Origin of the sequence: Arthrobacter sp. UYEF21, assembly GCF_040546085.1 — a bacterium.
Classification (GTDB): Bacteria; Actinomycetota; Actinomycetes; order Actinomycetales; family Micrococcaceae; genus Arthrobacter.
Genome location: NZ_JBEPNF010000001.1, coordinates 465,888 through 486,233, shown reverse-complemented (window position 1 = coordinate 486,233; position 20,346 = coordinate 465,888). Strand labels below are relative to the sequence as shown.

15 protein-coding genes and 1 riboswitch are annotated in these 20,346 nt (G+C 64.5%); of the genes, 2 read left to right on the top strand and 13 right to left on the bottom strand.

What is annotated here, in order from left to right:
* Positions 1 to 104: 104 nt before the first annotated feature.
* The 4 genes from rpmA to ABIB27_RS02265 form a co-directional block, all read right to left on the bottom strand.
* Complete coding sequence (gene rpmA / locus ABIB27_RS02280) at positions 105 to 368, bottom strand: 50S ribosomal protein L27 (protein WP_009372867.1); 264 nt, start codon at positions 366 to 368, stop codon at positions 105 to 107.
* Positions 369 to 428: 60 nt separating this feature from the next.
* Positions 429 to 737 (bottom strand): 50S ribosomal protein L21, encoded by a 309-nt coding sequence (rplU, locus tag ABIB27_RS02275; RefSeq protein WP_164206145.1) that lies wholly within the window; start codon positions 735 to 737, stop codon positions 429 to 431.
* Between the two features lie 272 nt (positions 738 to 1,009).
* Entirely contained in the window at positions 1,010 to 2,620 is a 1,611-nt protein-coding gene (locus ABIB27_RS02270; protein ID WP_354214253.1) for a bifunctional hydroxymethylpyrimidine kinase/phosphomethylpyrimidine kinase, read from the bottom strand.
* A riboswitch (TPP riboswitch) is annotated at positions 2,603 to 2,700 on the bottom strand. Its footprint overlaps the gene before it by 18 nt.
* A gap of 118 nt (positions 2,701 to 2,818) precedes the next feature.
* Positions 2,819 to 6,187 carry an Rne/Rng family ribonuclease gene (locus tag ABIB27_RS02265; RefSeq protein WP_354253435.1) on the bottom strand — a complete coding sequence of 1,123 codons (3,369 nt, stop codon included), beginning with the start codon at positions 6,185 to 6,187 and terminating at the stop codon, positions 2,819 to 2,821.
* Positions 6,188 to 6,638: 451 nt separating this feature from the next.
* On the opposite strand from ABIB27_RS02265, the gene ABIB27_RS02260 reads away from it, so the two are divergent.
* Positions 6,639 to 7,313: a vitamin K epoxide reductase family protein gene (locus tag ABIB27_RS02260; RefSeq protein ID WP_354214251.1), complete on the top strand. Its 675-nt coding sequence runs from the start codon at positions 6,639 to 6,641 to the stop codon at positions 7,311 to 7,313.
* A 97-nt stretch (positions 7,314 to 7,410) separates the two neighbouring features.
* Here ABIB27_RS02260 and ndk read toward each other — a convergent pair whose 3' ends face one another.
* The 6 genes from ndk to ABIB27_RS02230 all read right to left on the bottom strand — a co-directional run bounded on the left by ndk (position 7,411) and on the right by ABIB27_RS02230 (position 14,462).
* Entirely contained in the window at positions 7,411 to 7,830 is a 420-nt protein-coding gene (gene ndk / locus ABIB27_RS02255) for a nucleoside-diphosphate kinase (protein WP_354214250.1), read from the bottom strand.
* 37 nt (positions 7,831 to 7,867) lie between these two features.
* A complete protein-coding gene (locus ABIB27_RS02250; RefSeq protein ID WP_354214249.1) occupies positions 7,868 to 8,314 on the bottom strand; it encodes a DUF4233 domain-containing protein in 447 nt (148 codons plus the stop codon).
* Between the two features lie 2 nt (positions 8,315 to 8,316).
* Positions 8,317 to 9,675, bottom strand: coding sequence for a bifunctional folylpolyglutamate synthase/dihydrofolate synthase (locus ABIB27_RS02245; protein WP_354214248.1), 1,359 nt, complete (start codon positions 9,673 to 9,675; stop codon positions 8,317 to 8,319).
* Between the two features lie 3 nt (positions 9,676 to 9,678).
* Positions 9,679 to 13,017, bottom strand: a complete 3,339-nt coding sequence (gene ileS / locus ABIB27_RS02240) for an isoleucine--tRNA ligase (RefSeq protein WP_354214247.1) — start codon at positions 13,015 to 13,017, stop codon at positions 9,679 to 9,681.
* A gap of 294 nt (positions 13,018 to 13,311) precedes the next feature.
* Positions 13,312 to 13,647 carry a hypothetical protein gene (locus ABIB27_RS02235; protein WP_354214246.1) on the bottom strand — a complete coding sequence of 112 codons (336 nt, stop codon included), beginning with the start codon at positions 13,645 to 13,647 and terminating at the stop codon, positions 13,312 to 13,314.
* Positions 13,648 to 13,664: 17 nt separating this feature from the next.
* Positions 13,665 to 14,462, bottom strand: a complete 798-nt coding sequence (locus tag ABIB27_RS02230; RefSeq protein ID WP_354214245.1) for an SDR family oxidoreductase — start codon at positions 14,460 to 14,462, stop codon at positions 13,665 to 13,667.
* Positions 14,463 to 14,532: 70 nt separating this feature from the next.
* Between ABIB27_RS02230 and valS the strand changes: the two genes are divergently transcribed.
* The gene (gene valS / locus ABIB27_RS02225; protein ID WP_354214244.1) at positions 14,533 to 17,151 is read left to right on the top strand and encodes a valine--tRNA ligase; all 2,619 of its coding nucleotides are present in this window, start codon (positions 14,533 to 14,535) and stop codon (positions 17,149 to 17,151) included.
* A gap of 385 nt (positions 17,152 to 17,536) precedes the next feature.
* Here the strand turns inward: valS and ABIB27_RS02220 are convergent, their stop codons facing one another.
* The 3 genes from ABIB27_RS02220 to ABIB27_RS02210 form a co-directional block, all read right to left on the bottom strand.
* A complete protein-coding gene (locus tag ABIB27_RS02220; RefSeq protein WP_354214243.1) occupies positions 17,537 to 18,148 on the bottom strand; it encodes a mycothiol-dependent nitroreductase Rv2466c family protein in 612 nt (203 codons plus the stop codon).
* Between the two features lie 63 nt (positions 18,149 to 18,211).
* Complete coding sequence (clpX, locus tag ABIB27_RS02215) at positions 18,212 to 19,492, bottom strand: ATP-dependent Clp protease ATP-binding subunit ClpX (protein ID WP_354214242.1); 1,281 nt, start codon at positions 19,490 to 19,492, stop codon at positions 18,212 to 18,214.
* A 180-nt stretch (positions 19,493 to 19,672) separates the two neighbouring features.
* The gene (locus ABIB27_RS02210) at positions 19,673 to 20,332 is read right to left on the bottom strand and encodes an ATP-dependent Clp protease proteolytic subunit (protein ID WP_190988153.1); all 660 of its coding nucleotides are present in this window, start codon (positions 20,330 to 20,332) and stop codon (positions 19,673 to 19,675) included.
* Positions 20,333 to 20,346: the final 14 nt, after the last annotated feature.

Below are 20,346 nucleotides of genomic sequence, written 5' to 3'. Positions count from 1 at the left end.
CAGTGCTGTTTCTGGACACCCTTAGGCGCCAAGACGATTGTAATGCGGTTAAAAGAACAGTGGAGCGGGCCAAATGGCCCGCTCCACCGCTTCAGAACTATTTGTTACTCTGCGGCTGCAGCAGCAACGATGTTGACGACGCGGCGACCGCGGCGGGTGCCGAATTCGACGGCTCCCGGGGTCAGTGCGAACAGGGTGTCGTCGCCGCCACGGCCGACGCCGGCGCCCGGGTGGAAGTGGGTGCCACGCTGGCGGACGATGATCTCGCCGGCGGAAACTACCTGGCCGCCGAAGCGCTTCACGCCGAGGTACTGGGCGTTGGAGTCACGACCGTTGCGAGTGGAACTCGCGCCTTTTTTATGTGCCATTTGAAATGCCTGCCTCTAAATTCTGGGGAATCTGCTGAAAACCTGAACAGTAACGGGTGGTTACTTGATACCAGTGATCTTGACCTTGGTCAGTTCCTGACGGTGACCCTGGCGCTTCTTGTAACCGGTCTTGTTCTTGAACTTCTGGATGACGATCTTCGGACCACGGAGGTCATCGAGGATCTCAGCCGTGACAGTTACCTTAGCCAGGTCCGCAGCGGCGGAGGTGACCTTGTCACCGTCTACCAGGAGCAGTGCGGGCAGCTGAATGGTGCTGCCGGCTCCACCGGGGACGCGGTTCATAGTAACGAAGTCTCCAACGGAAACCTTCTCTTGGCGGCCGCCTGCGCGGACAATCGCGTACACCACTTGGGAACTCACTTCTCTCGACGTTTATTACTAGATTTGCGTGCGGAACCTGGGCCATTTATTGACTGGGTTCCCGCTGTGCCTCAACGCCGTGGGGTCGTAACCCAAGTGTTGGCGTAAGCACCGAAGATCTAGAATACGCTAATTTTGCCTTCGGCCGCAAATGAGGCTGGTTACGGCCGAATGTCTGTGATAGGCACCACTAGTGGGGACAACACTGACAATTCAGAACCGTGCCCGATTATCCTACCGGCGGCGGCGGCCACAGCCGCTCAGGCGTGCAGGCGCGGCGCGTCGAAAAACTCCACTTCGAAACGGCTTGAGTGCGTGAACGCCTCTATCATCGCTGCCCGCTCATCCGCGGCTGCCTTCCGTCCGGCGTCATCAACCAAGGCGATCGCTTCGCGGGTGGCCTGCGCGAAGCCCTCGTCCGCGTACGTCCGAAGCCATTCGGCATATGGGTGTGCCGGCGGTGCCCCGGCCGCCAGGAACTGGGCGTGGAGCGTTTCTCCCACCTCGGCGTACAGCCAGAAGCAAGGCAGGAGAGCTGCAACCAGCACTCCGTAGCTGCCGGCGGCTGAGGTTGCCAACAGGTGGTCCACATACGACTTGGTGACCGGGCCAAGGACGGGTTCTACCGTGCGCGTACTGAGCCAGTTGCGGTGCAGTTCCGATTCGACCTCGAGGCACTGCTGGGCTGACCGGGCCCAGAACAGCTGCGCGGCTTCCGTCGGCGCCAGCGCACTGGCGCGGGCAAGCACACGTGAGTAGCCGTTAAGGTAGATAGCGTCCTGGGCGAGGTAGTAGGCGAACTGCTCTTCCGCCAGCGTGCCGGCAGCCAGCGCCCGGATGAATTCCAGCCCGTAAATGACTGCCAGGTCCGGGGCCGCCGCCCGGCGAAGCGCGGCAGCGAATTCCCCGGGGGCGGGAGCCTGCTCCAGGTGGTGGAAGTGGTGGATGGGGCCGTTGCCTTCGCCTACCTCCAGCTGACCGGAAGCCTGCAGAGCACCGCGGAGCCACGGCTTCACCTGCCGCAGCGAGGCTTCCCAGTCACCCAGCCGGGCCTGCGCCGTAGCCATGGCCGAGGACAGTGAGCAGCCGGTGCCGTGGCTGTTGCGGGTGGGGATCCTGTCTCCAGTCACTTCCACTACCGGCCGGGTGAGCAGTCCGCGTGCGTTAATCAGGGCATCCGGGCACGCATCGCCGTCGAGATGGCCTCCCTTGACCAGGATGGTGGCGCCCGTGGCCGCGGCCAGCCGCTTCCCCTGCTCCAGCGCGTCCGGCCAGTTCCGCACCTGCGGCTCCCCCACCAGGATGGCGAGCTCCGCGAGGTTGGGCGTGATCAGGTCCGCGAGCGGCAGCAGGTCCAGCAGGGCAGCCTCCGCCGATTCCTTCAGCAGTCGGTCCCCACTCGTGGCCACCATCACCGGATCCAGAACCACGACGGCGGGGCGCACCTTCTCCAGCCAGCTGCGGACCACGTCAATCACCTCCACACTGCCCAGCATGCCGATTTTGACGGCGTCGATGGCAATGTCATCGCTGACGGCATCAAGCTGCTGGGCCAGGAAGCCAGCGGGCGGCACATGGACCCCTTGGACGCCGCGGGTGTTCTGCACGGTCAACGCGGTGATGGCTGCCATGCCGTAACCGCCCAGGGCGGCAATGCTCTTGAGGTCGGCCTGGATGCCCGCGCCACCGGACGGATCCGATCCGGCAATGGACAGCACCCGCGGAGTATGCCGCAGCACGTCCACCGCATTGGAAGGCCCACGTGCCGGATGCACCGTGGCAAGGGCAGGCGGCGTTTCGGATGCTGCCGCCGTTTCGGGAGTGGCGGCAGATACGGAAGGTAGAACGTGGGTTGAAGCCATAGGGGACATTCCTTCGCCGGTGCTAACCGGACAGGTTCAACGGGTCTGGATCTCAGCCGGCTCTCTGCGCGGCACCCCGTGTCAGTACCCAACACTAGCGTTTCCCATAAGACACCGTTTTAGATGAACCCCACAAACGCGGAATGCCCGGGCACTCCACCGATGAGTGAAGTGTCCGGGCAATCTGGCCGATGTCCTTGCGAAAGGTCAGAGTTCCGAAGCAGGAACCCCTACGCCCAGGATGATGGGTGCGCTGGTGTCTGCCGGTTTGGCAGCGGCAGGAGCCTGGGTGAGCTCCGGAGCCTTAGCGGCATGGGTATGGCCTGCGGACTCAACCGGCACCGCTTCGTGGTGCTCCACCGTGGTGGCGTTAGCTGCGCCCTGGGCACGGCTGGCACTGCGGTTGCGCCGCGGGCGGCGGGTACGGGTCTGCTCGGTGTGGTCGGAGTAGTCCTTCTCCACCGCGGCAGGAGCCTGACGGACAGGAGCCGCGGCCGGCTGGCGTGCCGCCGGCTGGCTCTGGGTCTGCTCGCCCGCGGCCTGAGCGCTCTCCGTCGGCATGGCTTCTGCAACAGGTGCCGGCACGCCAAGCTTGGCGAAGGCCTCCGTGAGCCTGTCCAGTGTCAGGGCCGGGGCCTGCGGCTGATCCTCGTGGTGCTCCACGAAGGGCAGCACCACCTGCTCGCCGCCGAAAGTCAGCACAGCGGCCGGGCGGCCGGCGTTGTCGGTCTCGGACCGTTCTACCGGTGCATGAGCCGGGGCCGCCGCGCCGGAAGCATTACCCCCGGCTGCTGAGGCGTGGGCCACTTCGTCGTCGTGCAGGTGCGCGGCATGGGCGGCGGCTGCAATGTTGGCAAGGGCTGCCCTGGTGGCCTCCGCCTTGGCGTGGCGCTCGGCGTCGCTGGGATCCGGGTGGACCGTGTGGATCTGCACCGGAGCTGCCGGGGCCATCTCGAGGGGTTGGCCGCCGCGGCCGCGGCGGCGCTTCCTGTCCGTCCGGCCGCCCTGCTGGGCGTCCGGGCGCTGGGCGTCGCTACGCTGGCTGTCGATCCGCTGGGTGTCGGGTCGGCTGTCCACACGCTGCACATGGTGCTCCGCGGCGACGGTGTTGGCGCGGCGGTGCTCCACGGGGTCGTCGTGGGTGACGATTCCGCGGCCGGCGCACGTTTCGCACTGCTCGCCGAAGACTTCCAGGAGCCCGGTACCCATGCGCTTGCGCGTCATCTGGACCAAACCGAGGGAGGTCACTTCGGCCACCTGGTGCTTGGTGCGGTCACGGCCAAGGCATTCCACCATACGGCGGAGCACCAGATCGCGGTTGGACTCAAGGACCATGTCGATGAAGTCGATGACGATGATGCCGCCGATGTCGCGAAGCCGGAGCTGCCGGACCACTTCTTCGGCCGCTTCGAGGTTGTTCTTGGTGACAGTTTCCTCGAGGTTGCCGCCGCTGCCCGTGAATTTTCCGGTGTTGACGTCCACTACGGTCATGGCTTCGGTGCGGTCGATGACCAGCGAGCCGCCGGAGGGCAGGAAGACCTTGCGTTCCAGCGCCTTGTGGATCTGTTCGTCGATCCGCCACGCGGCGAAGATGTCCTGATCCTTGGTCCACTTTTCCAGGCGGCCCACCAGATCCGGGGCAACGTATGTGACGTAGGCCTCGATGGTGTCCCAGGCTTCCTCACCGGAGACGATCAGCTTGGAGAAGTCCTCGTTGAAGACGTCACGGACCACCTTGATGGTGAGATCTGGTTCGCCGTAGAGAAGTTCCGGGGCCAGGATCTTGGTGGACGTGGACTGGCTTTCGATGCCCTCCCACTGCGCCCGCAGCCGGTTGATGTCATGCGTGAGTTCCTCTTCGGAAGCACCTTCTGCAGCGGTACGGACGATCACGCCGGCGTGCTCGGGCAGGCGGTCCTTGAGGATGCGCTTGAGGCGGTTGCGTTCGACGTCGGGCAGCTTGCGGGAGATGCCGGTCATGGAGCCGCCAGGCACATACACGAGGTAACGGCCCGGGAGGGAAATCTGGCTGGTCAGGCGCGCGCCCTTGTGGCCCACCGGATCCTTGGTGACCTGGACCAGGACGGTGTCGCCGGACTTCAGCGCGTTTTCGATCCGGCGCTGCTTGCCTTCGAGGTTCACGGATTCCCAGTTCACTTCGCCGGCGTACAGCACGGCATTGCGCCCGCGTCCGATGTCAACGAATGCCGCTTCCATGGAGGGCAGGACGTTCTGCACCTTGCCGAGGTAGACGTTGCCGATCAGGGAGTCCTGCTGGGTCTTGGAGACGAAGTGCTCCGCCAGGACGCCGTCTTCGAGGACGCCGATCTGGATTCTGTCGTCGCGCTGGCGGACGATCATCTGGCGGTCCACTGATTCACGGCGGGCCAGGAACTCAGCTTCGGTGATAACCGTGCGGCGACGGCCGGTGTCGCGGGATTCGCGGCGGCGCTGCTTCTTTGCTTCGAGCCTGGTGGAGCCCTTGACGCTGGTCACCCGGTTGTTGACTGCGGGTTCACTGGCCGCACGCGGCGCGCGGACGCGCGTCACTGTGTTGGGCGGATCGTCATCCCCGCCTCCGGTCAGTTCAAGATCCTGGTCACCGCGGCGGCGGCGACGGCGACGGCGGGACGTTACGCCTTCATCGGCCTGGCCGGCGGATTCTTCATCGTCCTCTGCGGCACCGTCCTGGTCGCCGTCGGCGCCGTCGGCGTCGCCGTCGTCGGCGTCGTTTTCACCGGTGCGGCTACGCCCGCGGCGGCCACGGCTACGGCGCCTGCTGCGGCTGTTGGCGACGTCCGCGTCGCCTTCTTCGGCGTCGTCCTCTTCCGTTTCTTCCGCAGCAGCGGCGGGAGCAGGCCGGACAACAGTGGTCAGGTCGGGCGCCTGGAAGAGCACCGACGTTGCCGAACCCGGTTCCAGGAACAGCGAACCGAAGGGGCTGGCAGGCCCGGCGGCGACCGCCTCCTCCGCCGAAGCGGCGGCCTGGGCCTGGGTAGCGGAAGCAGCGGCGGGGGCTGCTGCAGGGGTTGCGTCGGAAGCAGCGGCTTCGGGGGCTGCAACAACTTCGTGGGCTACACCAACAGGGGCCGCAGCGGCGGGGGCTGCTGCAGGGGTTGCTTCGGAAGCAGCGGCTTCGGGGGCTGCTGCATCCGGGGCTGCAACGGCCGGCGCTGAGGTCTTGCGGGTGGCAACGCGACGGCGGCGGACGGGCTTCGCGTCGGCTTCAACCTCCGTGGCCGCGGCTGCAGACTCGGCCGAAACAGACGGGACTATCTCCCCGGCGGCGGATGCCTCGGTAGCGTCGACGGCGAAGACGGGCAGCGGCTCGGCGGCCTCTGGCTTCTTGCGGGCGCGCGTCCGGCGAATGGGGGCACTGGTTTCCGGTGCGGCGTCGCCAAATGCTTCGCCGCCGGCGGTCCCCGCGACAGCTTCAGTCAGGGCAGCGGCGTCGGCGGCACCATCGGCCACCTTCGGCGCTGCTTTTCGCCGGGTCCTGGTAACTCTCTTGGGCGCCTCGGCGGCATCCGGGGCCACTGCTTCAACATCAACGGCTGGTACTTGTTCATTTTCCATATGTGGCAACACTCCTGCCCCTGACGCACCGCCACATCCGGCACCCATCGGGCATATATTGTCAAAACCCGCGGGCGTTGACAGAAGTCAAGTGGATACTCCCAGGTTCGCACCGGCATTGGGGTGCGGCAGCCCGTGGGAGCCGTCGGCTGTGTCCTGAAACCCGTTGTTCTACACGCCACAACCAGGTGCCGACCAATGGAGTCGCGGGAAGCCGGATCAGAGGATCCGATGCCTGCCCTGCTCATCATTGGCGGTCTTGAAACAAGCCACCGGACCGGAGTCCGAATGTGGGTCGGCCTCCAGCCACGTTCATTCTCTCACACCCGGGCTCAAAGGCTGCGGAAGCAGTGGGTTAATGATCTGCGGACGTTGGCGTTCGCTGGACAACCCCAACAGGTACCGGCGATACAATCGGGCAAGGAGCACCCGAAGCAAAGGACGCCACACCATGCCCGCCATTTCGTCCGACGGCACCGGCTCGCCGGCCGTCTCCCCCACGGCAGGGACGTTGACCGCGACGCCCGCCACTGTGCCGCCCATGGCCACCAGCCGGCCGCTCGGCTGGCTCATGGTCATGACCGGGGTCATCGGCTGGCTCGCCTCGGGAACGCTGGTCCTGGAAAAGCTCGAGGTCCTCAAGGATCCGAACCACACCACCGTGTGCGATGTGAATCCCTGGATCTCCTGCGGGCAGGTGATGCAAACCTGGCAGAGCTCGTTGTTCGGGTTCCCCAACATGTTTATTGGCATTGCGGCGTTCGCCATCGTCATCACCGTGGGCATGGCCCTGCTGTCCGGCGCCACGTTCGCCCTCTGGTACTGGGCTGGGCTCCAGGCCGGCGTCACCCTGGGTTTCGCGTTTGTGGTGTGGTTGTGGTCCCAGGCCCTGTACTCCATCCACATCCTCTGCCCGTTCTGCATGATCGTCTGGGCCGCCATGATCCCCCTGTTCGTCTGGGTGACTATCCGGAACATCTCCCACGGCGTTATCCCGGTTACCGTGCGCGCGGCCCGTGTCCTGGGAGATTCGGGCTGGATCATCACTGCGCTGATCTACGTGGCGGTCATCGCCACCATCTTCTTCGCGTTCATCCAGGTGTTTGCCGGAACCTCAGGCTTCTAGGGGCGGTTCAAACAGCATCGAGGTGACACTTCAGGCCAATGTCCGCGTGGGACATTGGCCTTACGTGTCACCTCGATGAGGCGGGTTGGTTCAGATCCTAGCCCTGGAACCAGATTTTGATCTCGCGTTCTGCCGAGTCGACGGAATCGGAGCCGTGGACCAGGTTCTGCTGGACCTTAAGGCCCCAGTCGCGGCCGAAGTCGCCCCGGATGGTGCCGGGGGCGGCCGTGGTGGGATCGGTGGTTCCCGCAAGGGAGCGGAAGCCTTCAATGACACGGTGGCCTTTGAAGATCGCGGCAACTACCGGGCCGCTGAGCATGAAGTCAACGAGGGGCTCGTAGAACGGCTTGCCCGCGTGCTCCTCGTAGTGCTGCTCCAGAAGCTCGCGGCTGGCGTCAACCTTCTTGAGCTCGGCGAGGGTGTAACCCTTGGCCTCGATGCGGCTGAGGATGGCGCCGCTGAGGTTGCGGGCCACGCCGTCGGGCTTAATCAAAACGAGGGTGCGCTCAATGCTCACAGTTGCTCCAATGTGTTGGTGGGGTTTCGGGACAATTCTACGAGGCCGGCGGGGTGTCGCCGTGCGCCGCGTTCCATTCGGCCTGTTGGCGTTCACGCTGCACGGACTCCGAGTCGATCCGGATGCCGGTGCGGATCCCGTACCACCAGGCGAGGCCGAACAGGGCGCCCACCAGGAACATCATGGGCTCAACGATGCCGGTAAGGATCAGCACGATCTGCAGGATCCAGCCCAGCCCCACGCCCCATGGCCTGGAAAGCACGGCGCAGGCGAAGATCATGACCAGGCTGAGGGCGATGCCCACCCCTAGGATCAGGGCCGGCGGAATTTCCCCCCGCTTGAGTCCAAACACGGCCAGGGTGGCAAAGAAGACCACAAACGCCTCGAGCAACAGCACCGTGGAGGCAAACATCACCTTGGTGGAACGGCGCTTCTTGGGCATCCCCGGGCGCCATTCACGCTGGGCTTTGGTCAGCTTGGCCATGGCTAGGCCTCCGTCTTTCCGAGCAGGATCCGCGCTTCTGCCACAAGGGTGATGGAACCAGTTACCAGCACGCCGCCGGACAGGTCATCGTTGGCTTCGGCGCGTTCGACGGCCCACTCCAGCGCGTCGTCGAGCTTCTCCGCGATGTGGATGTTGTCTTCCCCGAAGCCCATCTCCACGGCCAGTTCTGCGAGTTCGGCCGCAGGCACGGCGCGCGGGGAGTTGGACTGGGTGAAGCAGTATTCCTCGGCAACGTCTCCCAGGGATTCCTTAAGCTGGCGCAGGATTTCTTCCGCATCCTTCTCCTTGAGGACCCCCACTACCGGCACCAGCCGGGTAAAGCTGAAGGCCTCCTGGATGGCCTCGGCCGAAACCCGGATGCCGTCCGGGTTGTGGGCGGCGTCCACGATGATAGTGGGAGCTGTCCGCACAACTTCAAGCCTGCCCGGGGATGTGACTGACGCGAACGCTTCCTGGAGCACCTCGGCGTCGAGTTCCTTTTCGCCGCCGAAGAACGCCTCGAGGGCGGCCACGGCCACGGCCGCGTTCTGTGCCTGGTGCGCGCCGTGCAGCGGGAGCAGCAGTTCGGGATACCGGCCGGCGATGCCCTGGATGCTGACTACCTGGCCGCCCACGGCAACCGTCCGGGACTCGACGCCAAACTCCACACCTTCAAACCGGAACGGGACTTCAACTTCCTTGGCTTTCTCGAGCAGCACCTGCGCAGCATCCACAGGCTGCGCCGCACTGATGAGGAAACCGCCGGGCTTGATGATGCCGGCCTTTTCATAAGCGATTTCTTCAGTGGTGTCGCCCAGCAGGTCCGTGTGGTCCAGTGAGATGGGCGTGACCACCGAGACCTGGCCGTCACCCACATTGGTGGCGTCCGTAATGCCGCCCAGGCCCACTTCGATGACTGCCACGTTGACGGGTTGGTCCGCGAAGATGGCGAAGCCCAGGATGGTCAGGCATTCAAAGTACGTCAGCCGCGGCTGGCCCTCGGCTTCAAGTTCGTTGTCCACCATCTGCAGGTACGGCCGGATCTCGTCCCAGATCCGCACAAAGGTTTCGTCCGGGACGGGGTGGCCGTCGATGCTGATCCGTTCGGTGACCTTGGACAGGTGCGGGCTGGTGTACCGGCCCGTGCTGAGACCATGGGCACGCAGCCCGGCCTCGATCATCCGGGCCGTGGAGGTCTTCCCGTTGGTGCCGGTGACGTGAATGATCGGGAACGCCTTGTTGGGCTCCCCCAGCACGTCCATGGCCCGGAACAGCGGCGCCAGGCGTGGTTCCATCTTGTTTTCGGGCGCACGGCCCAGCAGTTCGGCGTAGACACTCTCTACGGAGAATTCGTCGGTCATATCCTAGGCCTCTGTCTTTTCGACGGTGATGCGGGGGTCGCCGGACTCCGCCGGGACGGTGTCCAGGCCAAGGGTCAGGGTCTCGGTCTTGACCAGTTCTGCGTTGGCCAGCAACGCATCAAGCACGGACTGCATGGCAGTCACGGTGGTCCGGATGCGGTCGCTCACGTTCAGCCCGGCGTCCTTACGGGCCTGCTGGATGGCACGGACCATGTCACGCGCAGTCCCTTCTGCTTCAAGCTCGGGAGTGACCTCGGTGTCCAGCACCACAAAGCCGCCGCCGGGCAGGACCGCTACTGCTTTTCTTGCAACGGAAGTACCGCCCTCAGACCCTGCCACCACGGTCTCAAGCGTGTACTCCTGCGGTTCCAGCTCCAGGCCACCGGCCGTGACCACCCCGGAGTCGGTGACTGACCAGTCACCGGACTTGGATCCCTTGATGGCCTGCTGGACGCTCTTGCCCAGGCGGGGCCCGGCAGCGCGTGCGTTGACCACGAGCTTCTGCTCGATGCCGAACTCCTCCGGGGATGCGCTCTCGGCGTCGAGCAGGCGGACTGAACGGATGTTCAGTTCATCGGCGACGACGGCGGCGAAACCTTCCAGCGCATCCGCGCCGGGTGCCACCACGGTCAGTTCCTGCAGCGGCAGGCGGACACGGAGGTTGGCAGCCTTGCGGAGCGAGGATCCGGTGGAGCAGATCTGCTGCACGCGGTCCATGGCCTCCACCAGGGAGGCGTTGGCCGGGAAGAGGTCTGCGTCCGGCCAATCAGCCAGATGCACGGAGCGCCCGCCGGTGAGGCCGCGCCAGATCTCCTCGGAGACCAGTGGGAGCAGGGACGCAGCCACCCGGGAGACGGTCTCCAGCGCCGTGTAGAGCGCGTCGAAGGCCTCCACGTTCTCATCGAAGAAGCGCTGGCGGCTGCGGCGGACGTACCAGTTGGTGAGCATGTCCAGGTAGCTGCGGAGTTCGTCGCAGGCACCGGAGATGTCGTAGCTGTCCAGCTGGGCGGTCATGTTGCGGACCAGGTCGCCGGTGTTAGCCAGCAGGTACTGGTCCAGGGTGTCGGCGTAGCCGTCGTAGCGGAGCTTTGCGTCGTAGCCCTGACCGCCGGACGCGGCGTTGGTGTACAGCGTGAAGAAGCTGTACACGTTCCACAGAGGCAGGATGACCTGGCGGACGCCGTCGCGGATGCCCTGCTCGGTGACCACGAGGTTTCCGCCGCGCAGGATGGGACTGGACATCAGGAACCAGCGCATGGCGTCGGAGCCGTCACGGTCCAGGACCTCGGACACGTCCGGGTAGTTGCGCAGGCTCTTGGACATTTTCTGGCCGTCCGAGCCCAGCACGATGCCGTGGCTGATGACGTTCCGGAAGGCCGGGCGGTCGAACAGTGCCGTGGACAGGATGTGCAGCATGTAGAACCAGCCGCGGGTCTGCCCGATGTACTCCACGATGAAGTCGGCAGGGTTGTGCGTGTCGAACCAGGCTTCATTTTCGAAGGGGTAGTGGACCTGGCCGTACGGCATGGAGCCGGAGTCGAACCAGACGTCCAGTACGTCCTCGACGCGGCGCATCACGGACTGGCCCTCTTCAGGGGTCCGGGGATCGTCCGGGTTCGGGCGGGCCAGTTCGTCGATGAACGGCCGGTGCAGGTCAACCTGGCCGGCCTTGTTCAGCGGCAGGCGGCCGAAGTCCGCCTCGATCTCGGCGAGTGAGCCGTAGACGTCGGTGCGCGGGAATTCGGGGTCGCTGGACTGCCACACCGGGATGGGGCTGCCCCAGTAGCGGTTGCGGCTGATGGACCAGTCGCGGGCGTTGGCCAGCCATTTGCCGAACTGGCCGTCTTTGACGTTGCCGGGGATCCAGTTGATCTCCTGGTTCAGTTCGGACATCCGGTCCTTGAACTTGGTGACTTCCACGTACCAGGAGGACACCGCGCGGTAGATCAGCGGGTTCCGGCAGCGCCAGCAGTGGGGGTAGCTGTGCTCGTAGCTGGCCTGGCGGACCAGGCGGCCCTGGGCGCGGAGTACCTGGGTGATGGGCTTGTTCGCGTCGAAGACCTGCAGGCCCACGATGTCGTGCAGGTCGCCGTGGCTGAACAGCGGAAGAAACTTGGCGCCTTCGTCCACGGACAGGACCACCGGGATGCCGGCTTCTTCACAGACCTTCTGGTCGTCCTCGCCGTAGGCCGGGGCCTGGTGGACGATGCCGGTGCCGTCGGTGGTGGTGACGTAATCGGCCACCAGGATGCGCCAGGCGTTCTGGGTGCCGAACTTTTCCGTATCGCTGAAGTCATTCCACAGCGGCTGGTACTGCAGGCCTTCAAGTTCGGTTCCGGTGTGGGTGGACGCCACGGCGGCCTCAGCGGCCTCGACGTCGTCATAGCCCAAATCCTTGGCGTACGTGCCGAGGAGGTCCGCGGCCAGCAGGAAGCTGCCGGTGACCGGCGCCTCCGTCGAGGCGGCCTTCACGCCGTTAGGGCCCGCGGGGAGCACTGCGTAGGTGATGGAGGGCCCGACGGCGAGCGCCAGGTTGGTGGGCAGCGTCCAGGGGGTGGTGGTCCAGGCGAGCGCCTGTACCCCGGCGAGCTGCCGGGACAGTTCCGACTCCCCCGCGGTGAGCGGGAACGTGACCGTGACGGTCTGGTCTTGGCGGTTCTTGTAGACGTCATCGTCCATGCGCAGTTCATGGTTGGACAGCGGTGTCTCGTCCTTCCAGCAGTACGGGAGCACGCGGTAGCCGTTATACGTCAGACCCTTTTCGTGCAGCTGCTTGAAGGCCCAAAGGACCGACTCCATGTATTCGACATTGAGGGTTTTGTAATCATTCTCGAAGTCCACCCAGCGGGCCTGGCGGGTGACGTAGCTCTTCCATTCGTCCGCGTACTTCATCACCGAGGCACGGCAGGCGTCGTTGAACTTGTCGATGCCCATGGCTTCGATCTGGGTCTTGTCCGTCATGCCCAGCTGCTTCATGGCTTCCAGTTCGGCGGGCAGACCATGGGTGTCCCAGCCGAAGCGGCGCTCCACCCGGCGGCCGCGCTGGGTCTGGTAGCGGCCTACCAGGTCCTTGGCGTAGCCGGTGAGCAGGTGGCCGTAGTGCGGCAGGCCGTTGGCGAAGGGAGGTCCGTCGTAGAAGACGAATTCGTTGCTGCCGGGTTCGCCGCCGGGGGCGTCGGCGCTGCGCTGGTCGATGCTGGCCTGGAAGGTGCCGTCCTGGTCCCAGTACTTCAGGATGCGCTCTTCGATCTCCGGAAACTTCACGGAGGCGGAGACACCGGCGGCAGCGCCGCTCGAGGCAGTGGCCGAAGGGGAAGCTGAGGCTTTGGGGTAATAGGTCATTCTCGACATCCTGGGTTGAGCTGGTGAACCGTCCGGCCATTGCCGGATGGTTCCGTTCAGGATGCGAGGACGGCTCCTGTGCAGTCCTGGGGACTGTGCGTTCACCGCGGTACCACCTCACTTACCGGCAGTCCACCGGCTCCGCGTAGGAGCTGTTGTTGTGCCGGCCGCTCATTACTGCTGTGACGGGCTTACCCGTCCGGTTCTACTACCACCGGCAGCCAGACAGGGGCGGTCAGTGCGTTCTTCCGGAAGCTCACCGGTGATAGCCGGGTCGAAGCTGCTTCTTCCAGTCTAACGGCCGCTGACCGCCGTCCACCAATCCCGCATATGGCTGAGCAGTGCTAAGTACAGGATCGGAAGTTCCGCTTCTGAAGATTCTACCGACTTCATGCCTATATAGCTGTCCCCATAGCCTTTGACGTACATAAGCGGAACGCCTGCCTTATCGGCCAACTCGGTCTTACGTTGGCTCCGGCGGCGACCTTCAACGTAGCCTTCACTCTTGGCTTCCAGGTCACATACTTCTTTCAGGAGACTGGAAAACGCTGTTGGATCATGGTGGATCTCGGCAGCCAACGCCGCACAAACGTGAGTTTCCCGACTGAAAAGGGCAAACGGACTGGGCACCGAACTTACCTCGGCACTCAACCCTTGCGGATCAGCTTGTGGTTGGCGGCCTGGGCGACGGGCCGGATCACGATCTGGTCCAGGTTGACGTGGTGCGGTGCACTGACGGCGTAGCGGACGACGTCGGCCACGTCCGCGGCGGTGAGGGGCTTCTCCACACCCTGGTAAACCTTCGCGGCGGCACCCTGGTCACCAAGCCTGTTGAGTGCGAACTCCTCTGTGTGGACCAGCCCTGGCGCCACCTCTATGACGCGGAGGTTATGCTCAGCCTCCTCCAGCCGGAGCGCAACGGTGAGGGCGTGCTGGGCAAACTTTGCCGCGTTGTAGCCGGCACCGCCCTCGTAAGCCACCAGTCCGGCTGTTGAGGTCAGGTTCAGCACGGTTCCCTCGCCGTTTGCACGGAGCATCGGCAGGAACGCTCGGGTGAGCTTCATGGTGCCCAGGACGTTGACCCGGTACATCCACTCCCAGTCCTCGGTGTTGGCAGCGCCCACAGGGTCAGCGCCGCGTGCCCCGCCGGCGATATTGATCAGCGTTCCCACCCCGCCGGCTTCCGTGACACGGGCAAGCAGCCTTGCAACGTCGTCGTCCTCGGCGATGTCGGCGGGAATGCCGACTGCGCCGGTCTCGGCTTCCAGCGCAGCCAGCCGCTCGGCGCGGCGCGCCACCGCGAAGACCGTCCATCCCCCGGCCGTCAAGGCGCGGACTGTAGCCTCGCCGATGCCGGTACTGGCGCCGGTAACAACCGCTGCCCTGTTCCCGGTTACAGCTGGAGCATTATTCTCCATTGCCGTTCCGCGTGAATCCTCAGTCATGGCACCACCCTAGCGGCGCTGGCGGCGGTCCTGCACCCGGATGAAGTCCGGACCATGAAACAATTGGCAAATGGCTGAAGACACTCAGGGTACAGACACGCCCTCCACCGCCCCTATCAACGTTCCGGACAAGCCCGCCCTTGAAGGGCTCGAAGCTGCCCTCACGCAGCGCTGGCTTGCCGAAGGGACCTACAAGTTCAACCCGGACACCACCCGGGAGCAGGTCTACTCGATCGACACTCCCCCTCCCACCGCGTCAGGCTCGCTGCACGTGGGGCACATGTTCTCCTTCACCCAGACGGATGTGCTGGCCCGCTACCAGCGCATGATCGGCAAGAACGTGTTCTACCCGATGGGCTGGGATGACAACGGCCTGCCCACCGAACGCCGCGTGCAGAACTACTACGGCGTCCGCTGCGACCCGGCCATCCCGTACAAGGCCGGCTACCGCCCACCGGCGCAGCCCGCCAAGAACCAGCGCGATTTCGACGTCGTCTCGCGCCGCAACTTCATCGAGCTGTGTGAAGAACTGGCTGTGGAGGACGAGAAGGTCTTCGAAAGCCTGTTCCAGCAGCTCGGCCTCTCCGTGGACTGGCAGCTGACCTACCGGACCATCGATGACGCATCCCGTGAAGTCTCCCAGCGCGCCTTCCTGGCAAACCTGGCAGCCGGCGACGCATACATGGCCGAAGCACCCACCCTGTGGGATATCACCTTCCGCACCGCCGTGGCCCAGGCTGAACTCGAAGACCGCGAGGTGGCCGGCGCCTACTACCGGTACCCGTTCTTCACCGAAGACGGCGAGAAGATCTACGTCGAGACCACCCGCCCGGAACTCCTGGCAGCGTGTGCCGCCCTTGTGGCGAACCCCGACGACGAGCGGTACCAGCCGCTGTTCGGCAAGAAAGTAACGTCCCCAGTGTTCGGCGTCGAGGTTGAGGTCAAGCCCCACCCGCTGGCCAAGGCCGACAAGGGCTCCGGAATTGCCATGGTCTGCACCTTCGGTGACCTTACCGACGTCACCTGGTGGCGCGAACTCCAGCTGCCCACCCGCGCCATCGTGGGCCGCGACGGCCGCATCATCGGCGACACCCCGGACTGGATCATCACCGACGCCGGGCGCGCTGCTTTTGAAGCCATCGCCGGCAAGACTGTGTTCAGCGCCAAGGAAACGGTGGTGGAGCTCCTTACGGCCCAGGACCTGATTGACGGCGAACCGAAGAAGATCATGCACCCGGTGAACTTCTACGAAAAGGGCGACAAGCCGCTCGAAGTGGTCACGTCACGCCAGTGGTACTACCGCAACGGCGGCCGCGACGAAGAGCGCCGCGAACGCCTGATCGCCCGCGGCCACGAAATCGACTTCCACCCCGCGTTTATGCGGTCCCGCTTCGAGAACTGGATTTCCGGCCTGAACGGCGACTGGCTCGTCTCACGCCAGCGCTTCTTCGGCGTGCCCATCCCCGTCTGGTACCCGCTGGACGCCGACGGCAACCCGCAGTACGACGCCCCCATTGTTCCCTCCGACCAGCAGCTGCCGGTGGACCCCGCAGCGGACGCCGCGCCCGGCTACGACGAAGCACAGCGCGATGTTCCGGGCGGCTTTACCGGCGACGCCGACATTCTGGATACCTGGGCCACGTCTTCCCTGACGCCCCAGATCGTGGGCGGCTGGAGCCGGGACGAAACCCTTTTCGCGAAGGTGTTCCCGTTTGACCTGCGTCCCCAGGGCCACGACATCATCCGCACCTGGCTCTTCTCCTCGGTTGTCCAGGCCGACGCCCTGCAGAACGCTGCGCCATGGAAACATGCCGCTATCTCGGGCTGGATCCTGGACCCGGACCGGAAGAAGATGTCCAAGTCCAAGGGCAACGTGGTGGTTCCCACCGATGTACTCGACGAATTCGGCTCGGATGCGGTCCGTTACTGGGCCACCTCGGCCAAGCTGGGCGCCGACACGGCATACGAGATCGCACAGATGAAGATTGGCCGCCGGTTGGCCATCAAGCTGCTGAACGCCTCCAAGTTCGTGCTGAACCTTGGTGCCACCGAGAATTCCGTGGTCTCCACGGATCTTTCCGTCCTGACCAATCCCCTGGACCGCGCAGTCCTGGCACAGCTGGCCGACGTGGTGAGACAGTCCACCAAGGCGTTCGAGAACTACGACTATGCCCGCGCCCTGCAGATCACCGAGAGCTTCTTCTGGCAGTTCACGGACGACTATGTGGAGCTCATCAAGGACCGCGCCTATGGTGCCGCCGGCGAAGCTGAGCAAGGATCCGTGCTCGCTGCCCTCGCCACGAGCCTGGACACGCTGCTGCGCCTGTTCGCCCCGTTCCTGCCCTTCGCTACCGAAGAGGTATGGGGCTGGTGGCGCACCGGGTCAGTGCACCGCGCCGAATGGCCCACCGCAGTCGAGGTGGACGGCGACACCACCCTGCTCGCCACCGTGGGAACCGCCCTCAGTGGCGTCCGCAAAGCGAAGTCCGAGGCCAAGGTAAAGCAGCGCACCGAGGTCCTCTCGGCCACCATCACGGCGTCAGAGTCCTTGACTACGCAGCTGAAGGCCGGACTGGGCGACCTGAAGGCAGCGTCCAACGCCCGCGAACTGACCCTGGTGGCCGGCGACGGCGACCTGACCGTCAGCGACGTGGTCCTGGCGGCCCCGGAGGAACAGCCAGCCGTCTGACCGGAGCCGGCCTTGGCCGGGCCCGCATAGCCGGCCCGGCATGGCGGCATCAGCCCGTTTTTGGGCAAAGGGGAAGCCCCATCAGCGTTTTGCCGTTGGTGGGGCTTCGACTTTGCGGCCATCTGGTGACGTCGTGATGGTCTGGCGGGATCCTTGGATTTTCAGGTCTTCCTACCTCGTCACTGGTAGCTTACATCTGACTTTGCCGAAGGCTGCGTCGGATGTATATCACTGAATCTTTGGTTCCTGCGTCCCTCTTCTTTCGAAGGGGGTAAGCTCCATTTTGGTCCCGCCAGCGGGGAAGCGCAAGAGCCCCGGAAGAATTACATGAGAGTAATTCTGCCGGGGCTCGTTGTGTTCGGTACTGCCTTCCGGAAGGCTGGCGTCAGTCGAACTCGGGGCTTTCGCTGCGGCTGCGCTTGATCTCAAAGAAATGCGGGTAGGAGGCAAGTGTGACCGTGGCGTCCCACAACTGTCCTGCCTGCTCGCCGCGCGGGATGCGGGTCAGCACCGGACCGAAGAAAGCCGTGCCGTTGAAGGCCACTACGGGTGTGCCCACGTCCTGGCCCACCAGGGAGATGCCTTCTTCGTGGCTGGCCTTCAGCTGGGTGTCAAAGGCATCCGTAGTGGCAGCGTCCGCGAGGGTGGCCGGAAGTCCGCATTCCGCCAGGGCCTTGCTGATGACAATGCCGAAGTCCTTTTCCCCGCCGAGGTGAATCAGCGTGCCCATGGCGTCGTACAGCGGCTTCACCACCTGGTCACCGTGCTGCTCCTTGGCCGCGATGATGACCCGGACCGGGCCCCACGCCTTGTCCATGAGCTCACGGTAGCCGGCGTCGAGATCGCGGCCCTCGTTGAGAACGGCCAGGCTCATCACGTGCCAGACAGTCTTGATGCTCCGGACTTCCTCTACCTCGCCGATCCAGCGTGACGTGATCCAGGCGAACGGGCACAGCGGATCGAACCAGAAATCGGCCTGGTTTGTGGCTTCAGTCATGCGTCAGTCCTCTGGGTTCGTCAGTGTGTGGGAGCAGGAGTGTGGGAGCGGGTGTGCGGCAGGTCAGGCGGACTTGCGTCGCTTGGTCACGTGCGGAATCAGGGTGGGCTCGGCTTTGCTCAGGACCACGTCCGCGGTGATGACCACGCTGGCCACGTCCTCCCGGCTGGGCAGGTCAAACATGACCGGCAACAGCACTTCCTCCATGATGGCACGCAGGCCACGGGCGCCGGTGCCACGTTCCAGGGCCTGCTCGGCGATGGCATTGAGGGCGTCCTCGTCGAAGACGAGTTCCACGCCGTCGATCTGGAACATCTTCTGGTACTGCTTGACCAGTGCGTTCTTGGGTGTGGAGAGGATCTGGATGAGCGCATCCCGGTCCAGGCTGGAGACCGTGGTGATGACGGGCAGTCGGCCGATGAACTCCGGGATCAGGCCAAACTTCAGGAGGTCTTCAGGCATGACCTCGCCATAGGAGTCCACCTTGTTGCTGACATCGTTGAGCGGGGCGCCGAAGCCGATGCCCTTACGCCCGGAGCGCGAGCCGATGATCTCTTCCAAACCGGCAAAGGCACCGGCCACGATGAACAGCACGTTGGTGGTGTCGATCTGGATGAATTCCTGGTGGGGGTGCTTGCGTCCGCCCTGCGGCGGCACGGATGCAACAGTTCCCTCGAGGATCTTCAGCAGCGCCTGCTGCACGCCTTCACCGGAGACATCACGGGTGATGGACGGGTTCTCGCTCTTGCGCGAAATCTTGTCGATCTCGTCGATGTAGATGATGCCCTGCTCGGCCTTCTTGACGTCGTAGTCCGCTGCCTGGATGAGCTTCAGGAGAATGTTCTCCACGTCCTCACCCACGTAGCCGGCCTCGGTCAGGGCGGTGGCATCGGCAACGGCGAACGGCACATTCAGACGCCGCGCCAGAGTCTGGGCGAGGTACGTTTTGCCACAGCCAGTGGGCCCGATCAGTAGGATGTTGGACTTGGCGATTTCGACGTCGTCGTGGTGGCCGCCGTCGGCGAGGCTGCCGCTTTTCGGGGCGTGGCCGGCCTGGATCCGCTTGTAGTGGTTGTAGACGGCGACGGCGAGAGACCGCTTGGCGGGTTCCTGGCCGATGACATATTCCTGCAGGAAGTCGAAGATTTCACGGGGTTTCGGCAGTTCGAAGCTGCCCAGATCGGCGACTTCCGCGAGCTCTTCCTCAATGATCTCGTTGCAGAGTTCAATGCATTCGTCGCAGATGTAGACACCGGGCCCGGCAATGAGCTTGCGTACCTGCTTCTGGCTCTTTCCGCAGAAAGAACACTTCAGCAGATCCGTGCTCTCGCCAATCCGAGCCATATGTGAACCCCTTTAGTATCTTGCTGCCAGGCAGCTGTGCACCGTTGCTGGAATCGTGGCGGGCCTGGGAGGGCCGGCCGTGACATCTTCCACTCTAGGTCACAATTGCGCGCGAGGGTGGAAAGCGAAGGCCGGTGCGGCCCAAAATTACTGGACCGCACCGGCCGACGAAGAGCCTGGCTACCTGGTGATTGCCTGCGGCTTCATTTTGCGTGAATCGAGCACCTGATCAATGAGGCCGTAATCCAGGGCCTCGGCGGCGGTCAGGATCTTGTCACGCTCAATGTCGTTGTTGACCTGCTCCGGGGTGCGGCCCGAGTGGTGGGCCAGCGTGTCCTCAAGCCAGGAGCGCATGCGCATGACCTCCGCGGCCTGGATCTCAAGGTCCGAGGCCTGCCCGCCCTGGCCGCCGGAGAGAGCCGGCTGGTGGATCAGGACACGGGCGTTGGGCAGCGCCAGGCGCTTGCCCGGGGTGCCTGCTGCGAGGATCACGGCGGCGGCGCTGGCGGCCTGGCCGAGGCACACAGTCTGGATCTCCGGCCGGATATACGTCATGGTGTCGTAGATCGCGGTCATGGCGGTGAAGGAGCCGCCCGGGGAGTTGATGTAGAGCGTGATGTCGCGGTCCGGGTCGGTGGACTCGAGCACCAGCAGCTGTGCCATAACGTCGTCGGCCGAGGCGTCGTCGATCTGGACACCGAGGAAGATGATGCGGTCCTCGAACAGTTTGGTGTACGGGTCCTGGCGCTTGAAGCCGTAGGGCGTGCGCTCTTCGAACTGGGGAAGTACGTAGCGGCTGGTCGGAAGGTTACCGGCAGTCGATCCGAAGTTGTAGGTCATTTTTGTTGCTCCTG

Excerpts from the sequence above, each read along its gene's own strand:
- rpmA (WP_009372867.1), bottom strand. The coding sequence starts at position 368 with ATGGCACATAAAAAAGGCGCGAGTTCCACTCGCAACGGTCGTGACTCC.
- ABIB27_RS02270 (WP_354214253.1), bottom strand. The coding sequence starts at position 2,620 with ATGTCCCCTATGGCTTCAACCCACGTTCTACCTTCCGTATCTGCCGCC.
- ABIB27_RS02265 (WP_354253435.1), bottom strand. The coding sequence starts at position 6,187 with ATGGAAAATGAACAAGTACCAGCCGTTGATGTTGAAGCAGTGGCCCCG.
- ABIB27_RS02260 (WP_354214251.1), top strand. The coding sequence starts at position 6,639 with ATGCCCGCCATTTCGTCCGACGGCACCGGCTCGCCGGCCGTCTCCCCC.
- ABIB27_RS02250 (WP_354214249.1), bottom strand. The coding sequence starts at position 8,314 with ATGGCCAAGCTGACCAAAGCCCAGCGTGAATGGCGCCCGGGGATGCCC.
- ABIB27_RS02245 (WP_354214248.1), bottom strand. The coding sequence starts at position 9,675 with ATGACCGACGAATTCTCCGTAGAGAGTGTCTACGCCGAACTGCTGGGC.
- ileS (WP_354214247.1), bottom strand. The coding sequence starts at position 13,017 with ATGACCTATTACCCCAAAGCCTCAGCTTCCCCTTCGGCCACTGCCTCG.
- ABIB27_RS02230 (WP_354214245.1), bottom strand. The coding sequence starts at position 14,462 with ATGACTGAGGATTCACGCGGAACGGCAATGGAGAATAATGCTCCAGCT.
- valS (WP_354214244.1), top strand. The coding sequence starts at position 14,533 with ATGGCTGAAGACACTCAGGGTACAGACACGCCCTCCACCGCCCCTATC.
- ABIB27_RS02220 (WP_354214243.1), bottom strand. The coding sequence starts at position 18,148 with ATGACTGAAGCCACAAACCAGGCCGATTTCTGGTTCGATCCGCTGTGC.
- clpX (WP_354214242.1), bottom strand. The coding sequence starts at position 19,492 with ATGGCTCGGATTGGCGAGAGCACGGATCTGCTGAAGTGTTCTTTCTGC.
- ABIB27_RS02210 (WP_190988153.1), bottom strand. The coding sequence starts at position 20,332 with ATGACCTACAACTTCGGATCGACTGCCGGTAACCTTCCGACCAGCCGC.